The following is a 19,671-nucleotide window of genomic DNA, read 5'->3' on the forward strand; positions in this document are numbered from 1 at the left end:
CGCTAGAGCACTGCGGGCCCCAGCGCGCGCGGGACAGGCGCCGACGCGCGGGGATCTCACCCGGAACGGATGAGGCGGCCGGGCTTAGGACATCAACCGCACCGCGCTGCGCCGGTTCGGCACCCCGAGCTTGCGGTAGATCGCGCGCAGGTGGGTCTTCACCGTGTTCAGCGAAAGATGCAGCTCGGCGGCGATCTCCTGGGTGGTCATGGTGGTCCGCAGCAGGTGCAGGATCTCCTGCTCGCGCGGCGTCAGCGTGCCGCCGGGGGCCTCGTGGAAGGCGCTGCGGCGCCGGGAGATCTCGGCCAGCAGGAGCTCCGCGCTTCCCGAGCGGGGGTGGGCGTCGAGCAGTTCGGTGACGACGCTGTCGCGGGCCAGGAACGGGTACCAGGCCTGGTCCGGCTCGGCGACCAGCAGCGCCCGCTCGAGGTACTTGTGGGCGTCCTCGCTCTGGCCCTGGGCCGCGGTCAGCGCGGCGGTGGTGACCAGAGCCCCCACATGGACGTAGCGGGGCCGGGCCCGTCGCTCGATGCGCTGCAGGGCGACCTTCGCGAGCGCCGGCTCGTCGAGGCGCCGGTACATCTCCGCGAGCAGGGAATGGGTGGCCGGCAGGCCACCGCGGTTGAGCAGCGGCTCGGCGACCTCCAGGGCGGCGCCGGCCTTCCCGCGTGCCTCCAGCAGGCGGGCTGCGGCCAGCCGCTTGTAGGACTCCCACGGTACGCCGTGCCGGTCGTGGTTGCTGAGCCGGCTCAGGTGGTACTCGGCCTCGTCGTAGACGGCTGCCCGTTCCAGCACCGAGGCGCTCAACGCGAAGTAGACCCGGCCGAGGTCCAGGAAGGAGCCGTCGGTGCCGCCCTCCTTGACCATCCGGTCGAAGACGTCATAGGCCTGCACCAGCTCGCCGCGGTAGAAGTGCGCATAGCCTCGCGAGAAGAGCGACAGGCCACCGTCGAAGCTCTCCCACTGGCTGTCGAGGAGGTTCGCGGCGTCGATCGTGTCGAGCGCGGCCAGCGCCTCGTTGAACCGGCCGCCGTAGGTCAGCGCGAACGCCCGGTTGGCGTGCGCGCGGGCGGCGAGGGCGGACTCTCCGGCGGCGTGGGCGGCACGGACCGCGGAGCCCAGCACCTCCACCGCACGCTCGGGGTCGCGGCGCAGCCGCAGCTCCACCCAGCCCAGCAGGAAGACCGCGTGCGGGTGCTCGCCGGCCTCGGCGAGCCCGGCCAGCAGCTCCTGTGCGCGGTCGGCCGCCTCGGCCTTGGCGACCGGATCGCTGTGCAGGTACAGGTCGGAGAAGCGGCGCACGAACTCGGAGCCGCCGTCCGCATCGGCCATGCTCTGCGCACGATGGCGCAGCGCGCTGGCCGCGCTCTGCTCGCCGAGGATGTCGCAGCAGCAGGCCCGGATCAGCAGGATGTCGGGTTGGCTCTGCAGCTCCTCGGGCAGCGAGAGACAGAGCTGGTCGAGGCTGGTGGTCTGCGAGCTCAGCAGCATCCCGAGCCAGCTGGAGCGGATCACGTCGGCGGCCAGGTCGGGGTCGTCGGCGAGCAGCGCCTGCTCCACGGCGGCACCCGGGAAGGCGCGGCGCAGCGCCTGGGCCGCGACCCGGTGCAGGGCGCGGGCCCGGTCCGGGTCCTGGCGCATCCGGATCGTGTGGGTCAGGTTCACGAAGGTGTCGTGCCAGCGGTAGATCACCTCGTGCTCGTCGGCGCGGGCGTCGGCGTAGGCGTCGATGAACAGGCCCTGCTCGCGGCACTGGGCGAGCAGCGCGCGCGAGTCGTCGCGCCCGGTGAGCAGGAAGACCAGCGACGGCGTGGCCCGCGCGCAGGTCGAGGCCTCCAGCACGAAGGTGCGCAGCTCCTCGGGGAGCCGGGCCAGCACCTCGTGCTCCACGTAGTCGGCGAGCCGGCCGTCCCAGGCATGTTCGAGCTCCTCGGTGTCGCTCTCGCCGCCGAGCAGCAGCATCCGCACCCCGACCGGCCACCCGCCGGAGGCCGCGTGCAGCCGACGCGAGCGCTCGGGGTCGGCGGGCGCGTCCCGCTCGGCGAGCAGCGTCTCCACGTCGTCGAGGGTGAAGGCCAGATCGACGGCGGTGATCGCGGTGGCCAGACCGGTGCCGAGCTCGCGGGAGTAGGCGGTCTCCAGCGCGGGCTGGCCGATCAGCACCACCTGGAGCAGCCCGGAGGAGAGGGCGGGCTCGGAGGCGATGGTGTGCCGGACCGCCTCGCGGTCGAGCAGGTGCGCGTCGTCGATGATCACGGTCGTCGGCGTGGCGATCCGGGCGATCAGCTGGAGCGGGTCGGGTGCGCTCTCCTCGGGGTCGAGCAGGGCGAGTCGTCCACGCAGGTCCGCGGGCAGCGCCTCGAGCAGGGCGCCGCGGACGATGGTGAAGCTGTCCGTGGCCGCCGACGCGGAGACCCAGACGACGTCCGCGCGCGATCGCGCCCACATCGCGGTTGCGACGGTCTTGCCGTAGCCGGACGGCGCGGTGACCAGGGTCAGCGGGCTGCGCACCTGGGCGTCATCGAGCAGGGAGTCCAGGCGCGGACGGGCGATCACCTCGACGCGCAGCGTGGGAATCGACGCCATGAACCACGGCAGGCTTGCCCAGGACCCCGGAGGCGCTTGCACCATGGTCGAGGAGCCTAGTGGAGGTGGACGACCAACGGAAAGATCAGACGAAACGGAGAGAGCCGACATCGGCGTCATCCGCAAAGGATGAGTTCGGCCCCGTCCACTGGTTCGCGAATGTCCCGGGCTGCCACTCTCGGCCCATGACTGACACTCCGTGGGGTGCGATCTCCCGGCACACCCGGTTGGTCTTCGAACGTGCGCTCGCCCAGCTGCCGTTCCGCGACGGGCAGGACTGGGCCGACGTCCGCAAGGGGCGGCTCGCCGACCTGCCGCCCGCGCTGAGCTCGCCGGCGGCTCCGCTGGCCGACCTGCCGGACGAGGCGCTGCACCCCAGCCTGCAACGGATCCGCGACCTGCGGGCCGTGCGCGGGCTCTTCGCGGTGGTGCCCGGGGTCTGGCAGATCCGCAACGGTTGGCGCAACGTCACCGTCGTCGCCGGCGATCAGGGCCGGCTGTTGATCGACCCGCCGCGCGAGCAGCGGCTGAGCGAGGCGACTCTCCGGCTCCTCGACGAGGTGCTCGGCCCGCAGCCGGTGACGGCGGTGCTGCACAGCGCCGTCGCCGCACAGCAGGGGATCGGGATGAGCGTCATCGACGGCGTCGTCATCGAGAGCCTGCCGGTCGTCCCCGACGGCGCGGAGCCCGACGGGGAGCTGCTGCGCTGGTTCCCCCAGCACGGCATGCTCCACACCGCCGGCGCCGTCGCCCACACCCTGCCCTCGGTCAGCGTCGAGGGGCGGACCGCCGACCCGCTGGCCCGGGCGAAGGCCCTGCACCGCGCGTTGACCTCCTACCGCGACGAGCTCAGCGTGGTGGTGGGCGCGCAGGACTGGCCGACCTGGGGGAGCTCCCGGTCGCGTCAGGTCCTCGCCGACGGACGGGACCTGCTGCGCTACCTGCACGACGAGGTGCTCCGGCTCGCCGCCGCGGGCGCCGGCGTCGAGGAGGTGCTGGCCGGCCTGCAGCTCCCGCCCACCCTGACCGCCAAGTGGCAGGTCCGCGGCTACGACGCCACGCTCGCGGACTATGCCGCGATGCTCCTTCCGCGGCGCGCGGAGGAGGCGAGCGGCTCCTCGGCGCTCTCCGCCGCCAGCGAGGCCCGGCTGGTGCATGCCCTGGGCAGCGCGATCGAGCCGGCCTCTGTCGTCCGCACGGCACTGGACGAGGGCGACTACCGGGCGGCCGCAGAGCTGGGGGAGATGCTGCTCCGCGTCGAGCCCACCCCCGCACTGGGCGAGATCACCGCGCAGGCCTACCAGCAGCTGGCCTTCCAGGAGGAGAACCTGGTGCGCTACCAGCGCTTCACGACGCGGTCGCGCAGCCTGGCCGGAGATCCCGCCGCGCGCGCAGCCGCGCCGCTGATGCCCTGCCGCGCCGAGGGCACGGCCGAGGAGCTGTTCGATCTGCTGGCGGTCCGTCTGCACGGTCCGCGCGCGGCCGGGGACGCCTTCTCCTTCCCCTGGCGTGTGGACGACGACGAGGAGCAGCTCCTCTCGCTGCGCAACGGCGTGCTCTTCGCCGTGCCGGTCGACGCAGCGACGACGATCGCCGACGTCGAGGTGGCCAGCAGCCGCGAGGTGCTGGGCGCGATCGCCTGCGGCCACCGCGATGCCGGGCAGGCGCTGCATGCCGGCGACCTCCGCGTGACCGGCGACCTGCACCTGTTCGAGCGCTTCACCTCCCTGCTCGTTGCCTGGAGCTGTGCCGCCACCGGCGGCGTCCCCCTACCCGACACCACCCGTCAGGAGACCCCATGATCCGCTTGGTCCTGCGCATCCTCATCTACTTCGGCTCCGCTGCACTCGGCATCCTGGCCGCCTCCGTGCTGCTGGACCAGGTCCAGGTGGAGCCGGTCGGCTTCCTTGCCGTGGTGGTCGTCTACGCCGTGCTGCAGTCGGTGCTGACGCCGTTCATCACGAAGATGGCGGCCACCCGCGCCACCGCGTTCCTGGGCGGCACCGGGCTGGTCGCGTCGTTCATCGCGTTGGCGATCGCGGTGGCCTGGGGCGACGCGGTGACCATCGACGGCGGGCTCTGGGTCTGGGTCGGTGCCACGGTGATCGTCTGGCTGGTGACCGCACTGGCCACGCTGCTGTTGCCGCTGGTGCTGGTCAAGGCCGGCATCGAGGCGCTGCGCGAGAGCAAGGAGACGGGCGGACGCCGGCGCGCACCGGAGGTGCTGGGATGAACCCGTCGTGGCCCTCGGCGCTGTGGATCGTGCGTGCCACGGTCCTGGTGGTGGGCACCATCGCGCTGATGCAGGCGGTGGCCGACATCGCCTCGGTGCTGGTGCTGATCTTCATCGGTGCCTTCGTCGCGGTCGGCATCGACCCCTGGGTGAGCAGGCTCGAGCGACGGGGCTGGCGGCGCGGCTGGGTGATCGTGGCGATGGCCTTCGGCCTGCTCGCCGCACTGACCGGCATCGTGCTGCTGATCGCGGTGCCGCTGGCGCACCAGCTGGGACGGCTGATCGACGCCACCCCCGAGGTCCTCGACGGGGTGGCCGACGCGGTCGGTGACACCAAGCTGGCGGCGAGTCTGGAGGACCCGGAGGTCCAGTCCCAGGCCAAGGACCTGGCCCTGGCCGTGCTGGCCAACCTGGACGGAGTCTTCGGCTCGCTCTTCGACGCAGCCGGTGGGCTGCTCGGCTTCGTGGTCAGCGCGGGCACCGTGGCCGCGGTGGCGGTCTACATGAGCCTGGCGCTGCCGCGACTCAAGCAGCGTGCAGCGGTCCTCCTTGGCACGGAGCGCGCGGCCGTGCTCGACGACGTGCTGGCCAAGGTGGGTGCCTACGTCAGCGGCCAGGCGCTGGTCTGCGTGGCCGCGGGCAGCATCTCGTTCGTGGTCTTCCTGATCCTCGGCGTGCCCTACCCGGCGGTGCTCGCGGTGATCGTGATGTTCCTCGACGCGATCCCGCAGATCGGCGCCTTCCTCGGCGCGGTGGTGGCGGTCGCGGCGAGCCTGACCGACGGCATCGGGACCGCCCTGGCCGTGGCCGTCTTCTTCGCGATCTACCAGCTGGCGGAGAACTACCTCATCGCGCCGCGGGTCTTCTCCTCGGTGATCCACCTGTCGCCGTTGACGACCTTCGTGGCGATCCTGATCGGCGGTGGGCTGGCCGGCGTGCTGGGGGCGATCGCCGCACTCCCGGTGACCGCCTCCCTGGTGGTCGTCGCCCGTCATCTGATGGCCGCCAGGGAGGACGGCGCGGCTACAGCGCGCTGATCGCCTTGCCGATCAGGTTGACCCCGATCACCAGCATCAGCACGCACATCACGGTGGCGTTGTTGACCGCGAGCCATGCGCGGAGCCGGTCCAGCGGTGCGGCCACCCGGCCGGGAGCGGCCAGGGCGATCAGCACCGGGACCGCCACCGAGCAGGCCGCGATGGCCACCCAGATCACCAGCACCAGCACCGTGGCACTGGTCTCCAGCTCCGCCTGACTGACCGCGACGCCGGCCGCGATCGCCAGGAAGAGGTTCTTCGGGTTCGCCGCCGCCAGGACGGCACCCAGCCCGAAGGCCTTGGCAGCGGTGAACGACGCGATGCCGTTCATCCACGCGGGCAGCTCGGGCTCGTCGTCCCCGGTGGGACGACTGCGCCACTGGCGCACCGCGAGTGCGACCAGGGCGAGGCCGAGCACGCCCTGGATCGCGGCGACAACCGGACGGGAGGAGTCCGAGCCGTCATCGGGGACGAGGCCGCCGAGCGCGGTGAACAGCGTCACCGCGCCGGCGATCCCGACCAACCAGCCGAGCAGGAAGCTGGTTCCCGTCCGGCCGGCAGCGGGGGAGAGCAGCATCAGGATCGCTGCGATCACCGGGACCGGGCTGATCGCGACGCCCAGAGCGAGCGGCAGGATGCCGCCGATGGCCTCGTTCACCTCAGCGGCCGCTCTCCGCCGCGTCGAGCCGGCGCACTGCCGGCGGCTCCCAGCTGCCGTCGAGCACCTCCGGACGCGGCCGGTAGAGCCGCACCATGTAGTTCCAGCCGTCCATGATCGGCAGGTAGTTCGGGTGCCCGTCGGGAGCGATGCCGAAGCGGACCGTGGTGGCGCCGTCGGGGTCCTTGGTCGCGGTGATGCTGTTGAGGTTGTTCACGCCGAGCTCGTTGCCCTCGAAGAAGCCGTCGGCGTTGTACAGCGAGATCGACCAGAACGCGTCGACGGGCGGGTCCATCATCCGCAGCTCGTACTCGCCGAGCGGGAGCCCCGGCACCACGTTCAGGTAGTGCGCCTCGTACCCGGGCAGACCGCCCCAGCCCGCCGCGGTGCCGACCAGGTGGCGGACCGGGTCGACCTCGGTGGAGGTGCCGAACGCGTCGCGGAAGTCCGGCAGGCCGTCGGCGAGGCTGAGCAGCGCCGTCCGGGTCTTGGTCAGCGAGGCCTCGTCGTAGTCGGGCAGGACGAATTCCTCGGTCCGGGTGGCCCGGATCTCGATCCCGTCCTGGAGCCGGTTCACCTCGGCCACGTCCGCCTCGTCGGCGGGGTCGACCAGGATCCGCGCGGCCAGCAGCACGTACTGGCTGCCGAACTCCTCCTGGGTCAGCTCGTACTCGCCGGCCGCGTGGAAGATCCGCGGGATGTAATGGTCCTGGTTGACCACCATCACCGAGAGGTAGCGCTCACCCGCGTCCGGCAGCACCAGGGTGACCGGCTCGCTGAGGTCCGCGATGCACGAGCTGTACAGCGTGTCGCGGTTCTGCCGGACGATCGGCTGCTGGTCGAGCGGTGAGGGGGCGCGGTAGTGCGTCCAGGTGTTGACGCCCTCGCTCTGCGAGCGCAGCCGCGAGAACATCAGGTCGGACTCGGCCCGGGTGAAGTTGTCGGTGTTGACGTGGATGCTCATGGAGCTGGCTCCTCGTCCGGATCAGTCGCAGGACAGGTCGTCGGCGACGGCCACCTGGGCAGCGTCGATGGCGGCCGACTCCTCCTGCAGCGAGGCGATGGCCTCGGGCAGGGTGGCGTCGTCGGGCAGGTCGTCGACGGCGTCGTTGAACGAGTCGTAGGAGGACTTCAGCGCCGCCTCACGGTCACCGGCGACGTCGTCCATCTTCTCGGCCAGGTCCTCGTAGGCCTCGCGCACGCCCTCGCGGACCTCGCGGATCTCCTCGAGGGTGGAGGCGGCGGTCAGCCCGCTGATCTCGCTCACGGCGTCTTGGAAGTCGGCGATCGCGACACAGGCCTTGGCCTCGTTGTCGGCCGCCTTCTCGTCGTCGTCGGAGCATCCGGTGAGGGTGAGACCGATGGTGGCGAAGGCGGCGATGGACAGGGCGAGCGGTCGAGTCGTGAACGACATCAGGAGGTTCCCTTCGAGCAGAGCGGACGGACCGCGGGGTGCGGCCGTCTCCGAGACTCGTGCGCGCCCGGGCGGGTGTCTAGGACAGCTGTGGGCGTGAGGGCCAGAATCACCCGCAAAGGATGAGCCGAGGCCCAGTCCTTTGCCCTGCGTGCGTGACCGCTGGGAGGGTCGCTGCAGACCCCCGACGACAGGCTGGCCAGCGCACCGTGTCCGACACCTCGAAGCCCACCGGGCGACTTCGGCTGATCCCCGGCCTGAGCCGCGCCAACCTCGCCCGCGAGCTCAGCGCAGGGGTCACCCTGCTCGCGCTCTCGGTGCCGCTGAACATCGGCTACGCCCAGATCGCCGGGTTGCCCGCCACAGCGGGCCTCTACGCGCTGATCGTGCCCTCGCTGCTCTTCGCCCTGGTCGCCTCCACCCGGCAGGTGGTGGTGGCGCCGGACGCCGCTGCCGCTGCCCTGGTCGCCTCCAGCCTGGCCGGGGTGGGCGCGATGGGCGCGGTCGGCCCGGAGGCGTATCCGGCGATGGCCGCCGCCCAGGCGGTGATCGGCGGCGGCCTGTTCCTGCTCTGCGGCCGGCTCCGGCTGGGCTTCCTCGCCGACTTCCTCTCCCGGCCGATCCTGATCGGCTTCGTGGGCGGGCTGGCGCTGGAGGTGCTGCTGAGCCAGGTCGCGAAGATGCTCGGCATCAAGCTCGCTGAGGAGGGCTTCTTCGAGCGGGTCGTGGAGCTGGCGGGCGGCCTCGGTGCGACGCACGGCTGGTCGGCGCTGCTCAGCGCGGTCTCGCTGGCCCTGCTGATCGGTGGACGGCGGCTGCTGCCGGCGGTTCCCTGGGCGCTGGTGGTCGTGGTCGGGGCGACCGCTGCCGGGATGGCACTCGACGCTGCCGAGGCCGGCATCGCGGTGCTCGGCGCGGTGCCCTCCGGGCTGCCCGAGCTCGCCGTCCCCGACCTGCCGCTCACGGTCTGGATCGCGCTGGTCCCCTCCGCGCTGGCCCTGACCGCGGTCACCGTCGCGGAGGGGCTGCTGGTCGGGCGCAGCTATGCCGACCAGAACGGCCAGCCGCACGACCCGGACCGCGACCTGACCGCCTTCGGCCTGGCGAACATCGGTGCCGGACTCTCCTCGTCGTTCAGCGTCGGCTCGTCCACCTCGCGCACCGCGGCGATGGACGCGGCCGGCTCGCGCACCCAGCTGCCGTCGGTCGTCCTGGCGCTGGGATCCCTGCTGCTGTTGCTCTTCGGCGCCGACCTGCTTGCCGACATCCCCTCGCCGGCGATCGGCGCCACGGTCGCGGTCGCGGTCCTCGGGCTGGTCGGGGTCGGCGAGCTGCGCGAGCTCTGGCGGATCTCGCGCGACGAGTTCGCGATCGCGATGATCGCAATGCTGGGCGTGCTGGTGATCGGGCCGATCGGCGGCATCCTGCTCGCCTTCGTGCTGGCCCTGGTCAACCTGACCCGCCGCGCGGCGCTCACCCACGTGCTGGTGCAGGCGGAGCCCGGGGTGCTGGTGCTCCGCCCTGCCGGGCCGGTCTTCTTCGCCAACGCCACCGGGTTCGCCACCGCGGTCCGCGCTGCTGTCGCCGAGGCGGGCGCCGCCACGGCGGACAGGCCCGCGACGCGGGCGGTGCTCTTCGACCTCGGCGCGGTGACCGACATCGACGTCACCGCAGCGGAGGGGTGGCGCCGGGTGGGCGCGGAGGTGACCGGCTCCGGGCTGGAGCTCGCGCTGTCGCGCGTCGACGACGCCCTCGAGGACCGGCTGCGCCACCTCGAGCTCTTCGACGCCGTCCCGCGCTATCGCGACACCCCGACGGCGCTGGCCGCGCTGACCGGGCGCGACGGCCGGGCACGATGACCGAGCGCCTCTCCGCCCGTACCCGGGCCCGCACGGCGACCCGGCGCTACCTGCGCCGCTTCGGCGGCCGGGCGACGGTGCGCCGCGACCTCAAGGCGGGCGTCGTGCTCGGCACCGAGTCGGTGCCCGACGGGCTGGCTGCAGGGCTGCTGGCCGGGGTCAACCCGGTGCACGGGCTCTACGCCTATCTGGCCGGGACCCTCGGCGGCGCGCTGGCGACCGGGTCGGTCTTCATGACGGTGCAGACCACCGGCGCGATGGGCGTGCTGATCTCCGACGTGCCGCAGACCCAGGACGCCGCCACCAGCGCCCAGGCGCTGAGCACGCTGGCCCTGCTCAGCGGCATGGTGATGCTCGGGCTCGGGCTGGCCCGCCTCGGCTCGCTGGTGCGGTTCATCCCCACCGCGGTGCTGGTCGGCTTCGTGAACGCGGTGGCGATCAACATCGTGCTGGGCCAGCTGGGCAACGTGACCGGGTTCGACTCCGAGGCCGGCAACAGGATCCTGCGCGCCGTCGACACCGTGCTGCACGTCGCCGAGCTCTCCGGCCCGGCGGTGACGGTGGCGGCGATCACCGTGCTGCTGACCCTGGGCCTGGAGCGGACCCGGCTGGGCCCGCTGGCGATGCTGGTCGCGGTCGCCGCGGCCTCGGCTGCCGCCTGGTGGATCCCGGCTTTGGACGTGGCGTCGATCTCGGACGCCGCCGCCGTCCCGGACTCGTTGCCGGACCTCGCGTTGCCGGCACTCGACCTGGTGCCGGCACTGCTGGTGCCCGCGCTCTCCCTGGCCCTGGTCGGCCTGGTGCAGGGAGCCGCGATCTCCGGTTCGATGCCGAACCCCGACGGCGCCTATCCGGACGCCTCCGCCGACTTCCGCGGCCAGGGGGTGGCCAACCTGTTCGCCGGCGTCGCGCAGGGGATGCCGGTCGGCGGGTCGATGTCGGCCACCGCGCTGGTGCGCGACGCCGGCGCGGCGACCGCCCTGGCGAACCTGGTGGCAGCCGTGGTGATGGCGGCGACCATCCTGCTGGCTGCCCCGGTGATCGCCGCGACCGCGATGCCAGCGCTCGGTGCGCTGCTGGTGATCGTGGGCGTGCGCACCCTGCGGCCGGCGACCATGCTGATGGTCTGGCGCACCGGCATCACCCAGGCCACCGTGCTCACCCTGACCTTCGTGCTCACCCTGCTGATCCCGTTGCAGTACGCGGTCCTCACTGGCGTCGCCTTCGCGGTGCTGTTGCACGTGACGAGCCAGTCGAACCGGATCGCGGTAGTCCGTTGGGTCTTCGACGAGGGGCAGGTGCTGCCTCGGGAGGTGCCGCCGCCGGCCCGGCTGGACGCCGGCGAGGTCGTCGTCCTGGTGCCCTACGGCAGCCTGTTCTTCGCCGCCGCGGCCCGCCTGGAGGAACAGCTCCCGGCGCCGGCCGCCGTCGCGGACGACGCGTTCGTGGTGCTGCGGCTGCGTGGCTCCGACGACCTGGGCGCCACCTCGCTCGGCGTGCTGACCCGCTACGCGGAGCGCTGCCGGGCGGCCGGGGCGACCTTGCTGCTGGTCGGGGTGGGGGAGCGGGTCCTCGAGCAGCTGCGGGTCACCGGCGGGATGCGGGCCCTGGACGAGGAGAACGTCTTCGCGGCCACCGATCGTCTCGGTGCCTCGGTCGGCACCGCCTTGGCAGCGATCGAGGAGCGCCGGCGCTCGCGCCCCGATCCAGACCCGGACATCACCCCTGGGGGGTGACTTCTCCGGCTCGCCGCCCTCGGACGGCGCGCTGGGCGCCGCCTGCGGCATAGCCTCGATGGGGATCGCTGCCGTAGCGATGCCATCGCCATCGCAACGAGGGGAAAACAATGAGCTTCTGGGACGTCCTGTGGCTGCTGATCTGGTCCTTCTTCTTCATCTCCTACCTGATGGTGCTGTTCAACATCATCGGTGACCTGCTCCGCGACCCGGAGACCTCGGGCGGCAAGAAGGCGCTGTGGGTGGTCCTGCTGCTGGTGGTTCCCGCGATCACCGCATTGGTCTACCTTGTGGTGCGTGGCAAGGGGATGGCGGAGCGAGGACGTGCACAGGCCGAGCAGGTCGAGCAGGCCACCCGTGCCTACATCAGGGACGCCGCGGGCGCGAGCTCCCCGGCGGCCGACATCGAGGCGGCCAAGCGGCTCCTCGACCAGGGCGCCATCACCTCGGACGAGTTCGCCGTGCTCAAGGCACGCGCGCTCGCCTGAGCAACTGAGGAACGCATGACGCAGAGCCCGGCCAAGCGCCACCCGTGGACCTTCCTGCCCGGCACCAGCCCGGCCGACGCCGTCTACGGCGCGATCGTCTCGGCTGCCACGATCGGCGCGGTCGGGCTCCACGTCGAGACGATCGGCCGGCTCTGCGCGGTCTGGGCCTTCGTGGTCTGGACCTACTGGATGGCACACGTCTACGTGCACGTCGTCTCGCACCACCTGGCCGGTCAGATGTCGTCGGTGGGCCGTCGGCTGCGTGATGCGCTGCGCGGCGAGTTCGGGGTGGTGCTCGGCGCACTGCCCGGTCTCGTGGTGGTGCTCCTTGTCGGACTCTTCGACGGCGAGCCAGCGACCGCGGCCAGCACCACGCTGCTGGTGACCGTGGTCCTGCTGTTCGGGCTGGGCTACTTCGGCGCCCGCCGGCTCGGTGCCGGACTGGCACTCGCCGTCGGCGAGGGGCTGCTGGCGAGCTCGCTCGGCGTCGTGATGATCGCAGCGAAGGCCTTGCTGCATTGAGCTTCCAGGAGTTCTTCAACCAGCCGTTCACCTGGGTCGGCCTTGCCGTCGTGCTGACCGACCTGGTGCTGCGGGTGATCGCACTCGGCGTGATCCCCGGCAACCGCAAGCCGTCGACCGGGATGGCCTGGCTGCTGCTGATCGTGGTGCTGCCGATCCCGGGCTTCGGGATCTTCCTGCTCTTCGGCAGCGCGCGGGTCGGACGCCGGCGCCACGAGCTGCAGCGCGAGGTGAACGCGCGGATCCTGGAGCGCGCCGGTGAGCTGCCGCAGCAGGTCGGCGACGACGCCCCGGCCTACCTGAGCTCGGTGGTCCAGCTCAACGACCGGCTCGGCGCGCTGCCGCTGGTCGCGGGCAACGACGTCACCATCGAGCCGGACTACGTGCGGTCGATCCAGGCGATGGCCGAGGCAGTCGACGGCGCCCAGCGCTACGTGCACGTGGAGTTCTACATCACCGCGTGGGACGCCGTCACCGCTCCGCTGCTGGAGGCGATGGCACGTGCGGCCGAACGTGGCGTGGCGGTGCGGCTGCTCTTCGACCACCTCGGATCGCGCGGCATCCCGGGCTATCGCGACCTGAAGGCGCGGTTGGCGGGCACCGAGGTCGCGTGGCACCCGATGCTGCCGATCATGCCGTTGCGCGGGCGCTTCCGCAGGCCGGACCTGCGCAACCACCGCAAGCTCGTCGTCGTCGACGGCGAGGTCGGCTTCGCGGGCTCGCAGAACCTCACCGAGCCCGGCTACAACAAGCCCAAGAACCACCAGCTGGGCCGCGAGTGGGTCGAGCTGATGGTGCGGATCGAGGGTCCGGCGGTGGCTGAGCTGGACGCGGTCTTCGTCGGCGACTGGTACGCCGAGACCGGCGAGCTGCACGGCGTCGAGGGGTACCGGGCACCCGAGGTCGCCACCGGCTCGCCGGTGCGCGAGGTGCGCTGCCAGGTGGTGCCCAGCGGGCCCGGGTACGTCACCGAGAACAACCTGCGCCTGTTCACCACGCTGATCTACTCGGCCCAGCGCCGGATCTCGTTGACCAGCCCCTACTTCGTGCCGGACGAGTCATTGCTCTACGCCGTCACCACGGCCGCGCAGCGCGGGATCGAGATCGAGCTCTTCGTCAGCGAGATCTCCGACCAGTTCATGGTCGGACATGCCCAGGCCTCCTACTACCGCGCGCTGCTCGAGGCCGGGGTGCGGATCTACCGCTACCCCGCGCCGTACGTCCTGCACGCCAAGCACTTCACCATCGACGACGACGTCGCGGTGATCGGCTCCAGCAACATGGACATGCGCTCGTTCGCGCTCAACTACGAGGTCTCCTTGATGATGCTCGGCGCGCCGATCGTCGGCGAGCTGCGCCGGGTCGAGGACGACTACCGCAAGATCTGCAGCGAGCTGACCCTGGCCGAGTGGAGCCAGCGCCCGGCGCGGCTGAGGTTCGTCGACAACGTGATGCGGTTGACGGCGGCGCTGCAGTAGCCGTTTGCGATCACGGGCCCCGGGTACCGCCTGCGACATGAAGGCAGTTACCTGGCAAGGACATCGCAAGGTCAGCGTCGAAGAGGTTGACGACCCCAAGATCGAACAGCCCAACGACGCCATCATCAAGGTCACCTCGTCGGGGTTGTGCGGCTCGGACCTGCATCTGTACGAGACCCTGACCCCGTTCATGACGGCCGGCGACATCGTCGGCCACGAGCCGCTCGGCGAGGTCGTCGAGGTCGGCCCGGGCGCCCAGAACCTCGCCGTCGGCGACCGGGTGGTGGTCCCGTTCCAGATCGCCTGCGGGCACTGCTGGATGTGCGAGCGCGGCCTGCACACCCAGTGCGAGACCACCCAGGTCACCGAGCACGGCAGCGGAGCCGCGCTCTTCGGCTACAGCAAGCTCTACGGCGCCGTCGCCGGAGCCCAGGCCGAGTACCTGCGGGTGCCGCACGCCGACTTCGGCCCGATCAAGGTGCCGCACGGCCCCGAGGACGACCGCTTCCTCTTCCTCTCCGACGTGCTGCCCACTGCGTGGCAGGGGGTCGAGTACGCCCAGATCCCTCACGACGGCACGCTGCTCGTGCTCGGGCTCGGCCCGATCGGCGAGATGGCCACCCGGATCGCGCTGCATCGCGGGGTGCGGGTGATCGCCGTCGACCTGGTCACCGAGCGCCTGGAGCGAGCGTTCGCGCGCGGCGCCGAGGTGATCGACCTGCGCGAGGTCGATGACGTCGCCGAGGAGGTGCGCAGCAAGACCTGGGGCCGCGGCGCGGACTCGGTGATCGACGCGGTCGGCATGGAGGCGCACGGATCACCGATGGCCGCCCTGGCCCAGCGGGCGGCCGGCATGATGCCCAAGCCGTTGGCTCAGGCGATGATCCAGCGCGCCGGTGTGGATCGTCTCGCCGCGCTCTACACCGCCATCGACGCCGTTCGCCGCGGCGGCACCATCTCACTCTCCGGCGTCTACGGGGGCCAGGCCGACCCGATGCCGATGCTCACCCTCTTCGACAAGCAGATCGCCCTGCACATGGGGCAGGCCAACGTGCACCGCTGGGCCGGCGACATCCTGCCGCTGCTGGTGGACGACGACCCGCTGGGCGTCGAGCAGTTCGCCACGCACCACCTCGATCTCGACGCAGCGCCGCAGGCCTACGCGGACTTCCAGCAGAAGGCGAACAACACGGTGAAGGTGGTCTTCCGGCCCTGAGTCGACCGCGAGCCCGGACTACACGACCCATAGCCGAGGAGGCGACGTCATGGACGACAAGCGGACGACGAGCCAGGAGGGCGACTTCCTGACCACCGCGCAGGGTGCGCGACTGCGTGACAGCGACCATTCCCTGAAGGCCGGCGAGCGCGGCCCCACCCTGCTGCAGGACCACCACCTGCGGGAGAAGATCACCCACTTCGACCACGAGCGGATCCCGGAGCGGGTGGTGCATGCCCGCGGGGCGGGTGCCCATGGCGTCTTCGAGGGCTATGGCACGGCGACCCCGCTCACCCATGCCGCGTTCCTGGGCAAGGGCGTGCAGACGCCGGTCTTCACCAGGTTCTCCACGGTGCTCGGCTCCCGGGGGTCGGCCGACACCGTGCGCGACACCCGCGGCTTCGCGACCAAGTTCTACACCGCCGAGGGCACCTTCGACCTGGTCGGCAACAACATGCCGGTCTTCTTCATCCAGGACGGCATCAAGTTCCCCGACATCATCCACGCCGGCAAGCCCCACCCCGATCGCGAGATCCCGCAGGCGCAGAGCGCGCACGACACCTTCTGGGACTTCGTCTCGCTGCAGACCGAGGCGCAGCACCACACGATCTGGAACATGTCGGATCGGGGGATCCCACGCTCCTACCGGATGATGGAGGGCTTCGGGGTGCACACCTTCCGGCTCACCAACGCCGAGGGCGAGACCTCCCTGGTCAAGTTCCACTGGAAGCCGTTGCTCGGCGTGCACTCGCTGACCTGGGAGGAGGCGCAGCTGCTCGGCGGTCTGGACCCGGACTTCCATCGGCGCGATCTCGCCGATGCCATCGAGGCCGGTGCCTTCCCGCAGTGGGAGCTCGGCGTCCAGGTGTTCGAGGACAACCCCGAGCAGATGTTCGCGGGGATCGATCTGCTCGACCCGACGAAGCTGGTCCCCGAGGAGCTGGCCGAGGTGCAGCCCATCGGCCGGCTGACGCTGGACGCCAACCCCAGCAACTACTTCGCCGAGACCGAGCAGGTCGCCTTCCACCCCGGTCACCTCCCGCCGGGCATCGACGTCACCGACGATCCGCTGCTGGCCGCGCGGCTGTTCTCCTACCTGGACACACAGCTCACCCGGCTGGCGGGGCCGAACTTCTCCCAGCTCCCGATCAACCAGCCGCACGCCCCGGTCAACGACATGTTCCGCGACGGCTTCCACCAGCACCGGGTGCACGAGGGTGTCGCTCCCTACCAGGAGAACTCCCTCGACGGCGGTTGTCCGTTCTTCGCCGGTGCCGAGGACAGGGCGTTCGAGGAGGCGGCGGTGACGATCGCCGAGTCGACGAAGGTGCGCGCCAACCCGGCCACCTTCGAGGACCACTTCAGCCAGGCGCGCCTGTTCTGGCTGAGCATGTCCGCGCTCGAGCGCCAGCACATCATCCGCGCCTACTCCTTCGAGCTGGGCAAGTGCCTCGATCCTTCGGTCAAGGAGCGCCAGCTGCAGTGCCTGGCGAACATCGACCCCGAGCTCTGCAGCGAGGTCGCCACGGCGCTCGGCCTGGACGCCCCCGCGCCGAGCGAGGAGCTGGCCGACGTCGAGCCGAGCCCCGCGCTCTCGCAACTGGGGGAGAGCTGGCCGACCACGGGACGCGTGGTGGGAATCGTCGTCGACCCCGACGGCGACACCGACGCCGTGCAGACGGCGCGCGATGCGGTCACCGACGCCGGGCTGACCCCGAAGCTGATCGCTCCCCACGGTGGCGAGGTGGCGGGCGTCGCCGTCGACGGCACCTTCGCCACCGCGCGCTCGGTGGAGTTCGACGCACTGCTCCTCCTGGGCTGCCCGCGGCCGGCGGCCGATGCGCTGCCGCGCCGCGACGAGAAGGCGGGAGCCGACGGAGCGCCGACACTCGACCCGCGGATCAGCCTGATGGTCCAGGAGAGCTGGCGGCACGCCAAGGCGATCGCCGCCTGGGGCGAGGCGGGGGCCGACGCCGTCCACGCGGCTGGCCTCGGCGAGCCGGACGGGCCCGGGGTGTTCGTCGGGTCCGAGCCTGCCGACCTGGTCGAGGCGTTGGTCGCCGCACTCGCCGAGCACCGGGTGTGGGCGCGGCTGGGAGCGGCCGGCTAGGACGCCTTCGCCTTGCTGCCCCCGCTGGTGGCCGCCGCACGCCGGCGCCGGTCGCGCTTGCCGCGCAGGTCGCGGTTGAGGCGGCGGTCGCCGTGGTACAGGATGCCGTCCCAGTCGATCGGCGCGTTCGGATCGGGCGTGGGTGCGGCCGCCTTGGGGGCGCGCACGGGCACGAAGAGCCAGTTCACGACGCCCATCGCCATGTCCACCAGCGAGCTGGTGATGCCGATGTAGGCGCGGATCGCGATCGCGGCCAGCACCGCATTGAAGACGGCGAAGAAGAGGTTGCCCCAGTCCTCGTGGTGGTAGCTGCGCCAGGCGGTGATCAGCGAGTAGATGACGATCACGTAGGGCACGAAGACGTGCCAGCCTGGCGCAGCGGTGCGGTTGCGGACCTTGGGCGTGCGGGCGAAGGGGATCTTCTCGCCGGTGAAGGCCTGCTGGATCGACTTGAGCACGCCGGCCAGGTTCACCGGCAGCAGCACCAGGTTGAAGCCGTAGATCCGGAACACGTCGAGGCGCCGGTGGCCGCAGGCGTACAGGTCGCTGGCCATGCACAGGAAGTAGGGCAGCGCCGCACCGAGCACCAGCGGGCTGAGCAGCCGGTTGTCGTAGGGGTAGAAGAGCAGCAGCAAGAGCGCCAGGCTGGCCCAGGCGATCGAGACCATGTAGTTGAGCCGCAGGCAGAATTCGCCGAGCCGGATCGGCCGTCCGGCGCGGGCCCGCGGACCGCGCTGCTGCCAGAACTTCGGGAAGATCAGCAGGCCGCCGTTGGCCCAGCGGCGGCGCTGCACGATCAGCGAGCCGAAGTCGGGCGGCGTCGCGCTGTAGCTGAGCCGCTCGGGGTAGTTGACCAGCCGCCAGCCGGCCGCCGCGATGTCGATGCTGGACTCGGTGTCCTCGATCACCGTGCGGTCCTGGACGTAGGTGCGGATCTCGTGGCCGCCGACGGTCTCCACCTCGACGATGTCCTCCAGCGCGGGCCGGCGGATCACCGCGTTCGCGCCGACCCAGAAGGTGGCGTCGTAGTGGGTCATGCCCTGGTGCAGGATGTGCTGGATGTCGGTGGTCGCACCCGCGATCCGCTCGATCCGGGTGGGGGCGCCGCGGTAGGAGGAGTACGGCGTCTGGGTGATCGCGACGTCGCTGTTCTCGGGCTGCTCGAGGAAGTAGACCAGGCGCAGGCAGTAGTCGCGCAGCAGCTGCGAGTCGGCGTCCAGGGTGAGCAGGTACTCGGGGTCGGGGATCACCAGGTCGTCGGGTGCGGCGGCGGCGTCGGGGGAGAGCCGTTGCAGCACGGTGCCCTCGGCGGTCTCCACCGGCCGCCAGGTGCCGCCCATCAACCCCAGGTAGGAATTGATGTTCATCGCCTTGTTGGCCTCCTGGGAGAGCGAGGCGTAGCGCTTGCGCTCGAAGTTCTCCATCGTCGCGGAGAAGATCCAGATCAGGCGCCGGCCGAGCTGGCGGACCCGTTCGCTGTCGATCTGCGCGTCCTGCTCGACGGCCGCCTCCAGCGCCAGCAGGCTGAGCCGGAGCTCGCTGGCCAGGGCCATCAGCACCTGGTCCACGAAGAACTCCGAGACGTGGTCGCTGACGGTCTCGGTGTCGGCCATCTCCTCCAGCCACTCGGCGGCCCGGCGGTACTCGTCGGCGAGGGAGGCGACCACCTCGATCGGGGCGTGCGGCGACTCGGCCAGGGCGAGCACCGCGGCGTCGTAGGTGTCCTGGGCACGGCGCAGCGGGACGGCGAGCGCGGTCTCGATCTGGCCGGCCAGGGCGCGGGTGGCCTCGAGCCGCTCGGCGTCGTCCGGGTCGGTGGGGAACGGCGGATCGTCGAGCAGCAGCACCACGCGGAGGTCCGGGTACTCCTGGAGCGCCGCGCTCCACAGGGTCAGCCGGACGATGTCCGGCTCCTCGGCGTAGGAGGGGATCAGCACCGTCATCGGTCGCCCGGAGGTGGCGTAGTGCTCGTCGAGCAGGCCGCGTGGCACCCGCTGGTGCTCGCGGAAACGGCGCAGCGCGCCCTGCCGCGCGATCAGGTACATCAGCGCGGAGAAGGTCAGCATCGTGACCACGGCGACGTAGCTGATCGCCTCCATGGTGAACCGGAAGCCGCCGGCGTTGTTGAGGAAGTGCCGGGCCACCGTGGTGATCAGGTAGGCCAGCCAGAAGAGGACGGTGGCGGTGATCGCGATCCGGCCCCAGGTCAGCTTGGCGAGGGTCGGCCGGGGGTGCACGATCGGCATCGGCTCGCTGCGCCGCTCGGCTCCCCATTGCCGTCGACGGCGCGCATCGAGCTCTGTTGTCGCCACGGTTTCCCTCCCCGGCCACCGG

15 protein-coding genes are annotated in these 19,671 nt (G+C 71.5%); 10 read left to right on the forward strand and 5 right to left on the reverse strand.

The window, feature by feature from the left end:
* Positions 1-84: 84 nt before the first annotated feature.
* Positions 85-2,586: a LuxR C-terminal-related transcriptional regulator gene (locus ABD151_RS05785; protein ID WP_343992227.1), complete on the reverse strand. Its 2,502-nt coding sequence runs from the start codon at positions 2,584-2,586 to the stop codon at positions 85-87.
* Between the two features lie 185 nt (positions 2,587-2,771).
* On the opposite strand from ABD151_RS05785, the gene ABD151_RS05790 reads away from it, so the two are divergent.
* Genes ABD151_RS05790 through ABD151_RS05800 form a run of 3 tightly spaced genes read left to right on the forward strand, consistent with a single transcriptional unit; the run spans position 2,772 to position 5,856 of the window.
* Positions 2,772-4,388 carry an alkyl sulfatase C-terminal domain-containing protein gene (locus ABD151_RS05790; protein WP_343992229.1) on the forward strand — a complete coding sequence of 539 codons (1,617 nt, stop codon included), beginning with the start codon at positions 2,772-2,774 and terminating at the stop codon, positions 4,386-4,388.
* Entirely contained in the window at positions 4,385-4,819 is a 435-nt protein-coding gene (locus ABD151_RS05795; protein WP_343992231.1) for a hypothetical protein, read from the forward strand. Before ABD151_RS05790 ends, ABD151_RS05795 begins: the two co-directional genes overlap by 4 nt.
* Positions 4,816-5,856: an AI-2E family transporter gene (locus tag ABD151_RS05800; protein WP_343992233.1), complete on the forward strand. Its 1,041-nt coding sequence runs from the start codon at positions 4,816-4,818 to the stop codon at positions 5,854-5,856. Before ABD151_RS05795 ends, ABD151_RS05800 begins: the two co-directional genes overlap by 4 nt.
* Here ABD151_RS05800 and ABD151_RS05805 read toward each other — a convergent pair.
* Genes ABD151_RS05805 through ABD151_RS05815 form a run of 3 tightly spaced genes read right to left on the reverse strand, consistent with a single transcriptional unit; the run spans position 5,843 to position 7,928 of the window.
* The gene (locus ABD151_RS05805) at positions 5,843-6,514 is read right to left on the reverse strand and encodes a GAP family protein (protein ID WP_343992235.1); all 672 of its coding nucleotides are present in this window, start codon (positions 6,512-6,514) and stop codon (positions 5,843-5,845) included. The two genes, ABD151_RS05800 and ABD151_RS05805, sit on opposite strands and share 14 nt — an antisense overlap.
* A 1-nt stretch (position 6,515) precedes the next feature.
* A complete protein-coding gene (locus ABD151_RS05810) occupies positions 6,516-7,478 on the reverse strand; it encodes a DUF1214 domain-containing protein (RefSeq protein WP_343992237.1) in 963 nt (320 codons plus the stop codon).
* A 21-nt stretch (positions 7,479-7,499) separates the two neighbouring features.
* Positions 7,500-7,928 (reverse strand): hypothetical protein, encoded by a 429-nt coding sequence (locus ABD151_RS05815; protein ID WP_343992239.1) that lies wholly within the window; start codon positions 7,926-7,928, stop codon positions 7,500-7,502.
* A 209-nt stretch (positions 7,929-8,137) separates the two neighbouring features.
* Between ABD151_RS05815 and ABD151_RS05820 the strand changes: the two genes are divergently transcribed.
* The 7 genes from ABD151_RS05820 (at position 8,138) to ABD151_RS05850 (ending at position 17,337) form a co-directional block, all read left to right on the forward strand.
* Positions 8,138-9,787, forward strand: a complete 1,650-nt coding sequence (locus ABD151_RS05820) for a SulP family inorganic anion transporter (protein WP_343992241.1) — start codon at positions 8,138-8,140, stop codon at positions 9,785-9,787.
* Entirely contained in the window at positions 9,784-11,523 is a 1,740-nt protein-coding gene (locus ABD151_RS05825; protein ID WP_343992243.1) for a SulP family inorganic anion transporter, read from the forward strand. The genes ABD151_RS05820 and ABD151_RS05825 overlap by 4 nt, the downstream gene beginning before the upstream one ends.
* Before the next feature lie 110 nt (positions 11,524-11,633).
* Positions 11,634-12,011 carry a PLDc N-terminal domain-containing protein gene (locus tag ABD151_RS05830; protein WP_343992245.1) on the forward strand — a complete coding sequence of 126 codons (378 nt, stop codon included), beginning with the start codon at positions 11,634-11,636 and terminating at the stop codon, positions 12,009-12,011.
* 15 nt (positions 12,012-12,026) lie between these two features.
* Positions 12,027-12,533 (forward strand): hypothetical protein, encoded by a 507-nt coding sequence (locus ABD151_RS05835; protein ID WP_343992247.1) that lies wholly within the window; start codon positions 12,027-12,029, stop codon positions 12,531-12,533.
* On the forward strand, positions 12,530-14,011 hold the full coding sequence (gene cls / locus ABD151_RS05840) for a cardiolipin synthase (RefSeq protein WP_343992249.1): 1,482 nt from the start codon (positions 12,530-12,532) through the stop codon (positions 14,009-14,011). Before ABD151_RS05835 ends, cls begins: the two co-directional genes overlap by 4 nt.
* Positions 14,012-14,048: 37 nt before the next feature.
* On the forward strand, positions 14,049-15,227 hold the full coding sequence (locus ABD151_RS05845; RefSeq protein WP_343992251.1) for an alcohol dehydrogenase catalytic domain-containing protein: 1,179 nt from the start codon (positions 14,049-14,051) through the stop codon (positions 15,225-15,227).
* 49 nt (positions 15,228-15,276) lie between these two features.
* Positions 15,277-17,337 carry a catalase gene (locus tag ABD151_RS05850; RefSeq protein WP_343992253.1) on the forward strand — a complete coding sequence of 687 codons (2,061 nt, stop codon included), beginning with the start codon at positions 15,277-15,279 and terminating at the stop codon, positions 17,335-17,337.
* On the opposite strand, the gene ABD151_RS05855 is transcribed toward ABD151_RS05850, so the two are convergent.
* Complete coding sequence (locus tag ABD151_RS05855) at positions 17,334-19,649, reverse strand: glycosyltransferase family 2 protein (RefSeq protein ID WP_343992255.1); 2,316 nt, start codon at positions 19,647-19,649, stop codon at positions 17,334-17,336. The genes ABD151_RS05850 and ABD151_RS05855 overlap by 4 nt on opposite strands.
* Positions 19,650-19,671 lie beyond the last annotated feature (22 nt).

This window comes from Nocardioides dubius (assembly GCF_039528155.1).
In the GTDB taxonomy this organism is placed as follows: Bacteria; Actinomycetota; Actinomycetes; order Propionibacteriales; family Nocardioidaceae; genus Nocardioides; species Nocardioides dubius.

Bases quoted from the DNA above. Each gene is read 5' to 3' on its own strand.
- ABD151_RS05785 (WP_343992227.1), bottom strand. From the start codon at position 2,586: ATGGCGTCGATTCCCACGCTGCGCGTCGAGGTGATCGCCCGTCCGCGC.
- ABD151_RS05790 (WP_343992229.1), top strand. From the start codon at position 2,772: ATGACTGACACTCCGTGGGGTGCGATCTCCCGGCACACCCGGTTGGTC.
- ABD151_RS05795 (WP_343992231.1), top strand. From the start codon at position 4,385: ATGATCCGCTTGGTCCTGCGCATCCTCATCTACTTCGGCTCCGCTGCA.
- ABD151_RS05800 (WP_343992233.1), top strand. From the start codon at position 4,816: ATGAACCCGTCGTGGCCCTCGGCGCTGTGGATCGTGCGTGCCACGGTC.
- ABD151_RS05810 (WP_343992237.1), bottom strand. From the start codon at position 7,478: ATGAGCATCCACGTCAACACCGACAACTTCACCCGGGCCGAGTCCGAC.
- ABD151_RS05815 (WP_343992239.1), bottom strand. From the start codon at position 7,928: ATGTCGTTCACGACTCGACCGCTCGCCCTGTCCATCGCCGCCTTCGCC.
- ABD151_RS05825 (WP_343992243.1), top strand. From the start codon at position 9,784: ATGACCGAGCGCCTCTCCGCCCGTACCCGGGCCCGCACGGCGACCCGG.
- ABD151_RS05830 (WP_343992245.1), top strand. From the start codon at position 11,634: ATGAGCTTCTGGGACGTCCTGTGGCTGCTGATCTGGTCCTTCTTCTTC.
- ABD151_RS05835 (WP_343992247.1), top strand. From the start codon at position 12,027: ATGACGCAGAGCCCGGCCAAGCGCCACCCGTGGACCTTCCTGCCCGGC.
- ABD151_RS05845 (WP_343992251.1), top strand. From the start codon at position 14,049: ATGAAGGCAGTTACCTGGCAAGGACATCGCAAGGTCAGCGTCGAAGAG.
- ABD151_RS05850 (WP_343992253.1), top strand. From the start codon at position 15,277: ATGGACGACAAGCGGACGACGAGCCAGGAGGGCGACTTCCTGACCACC.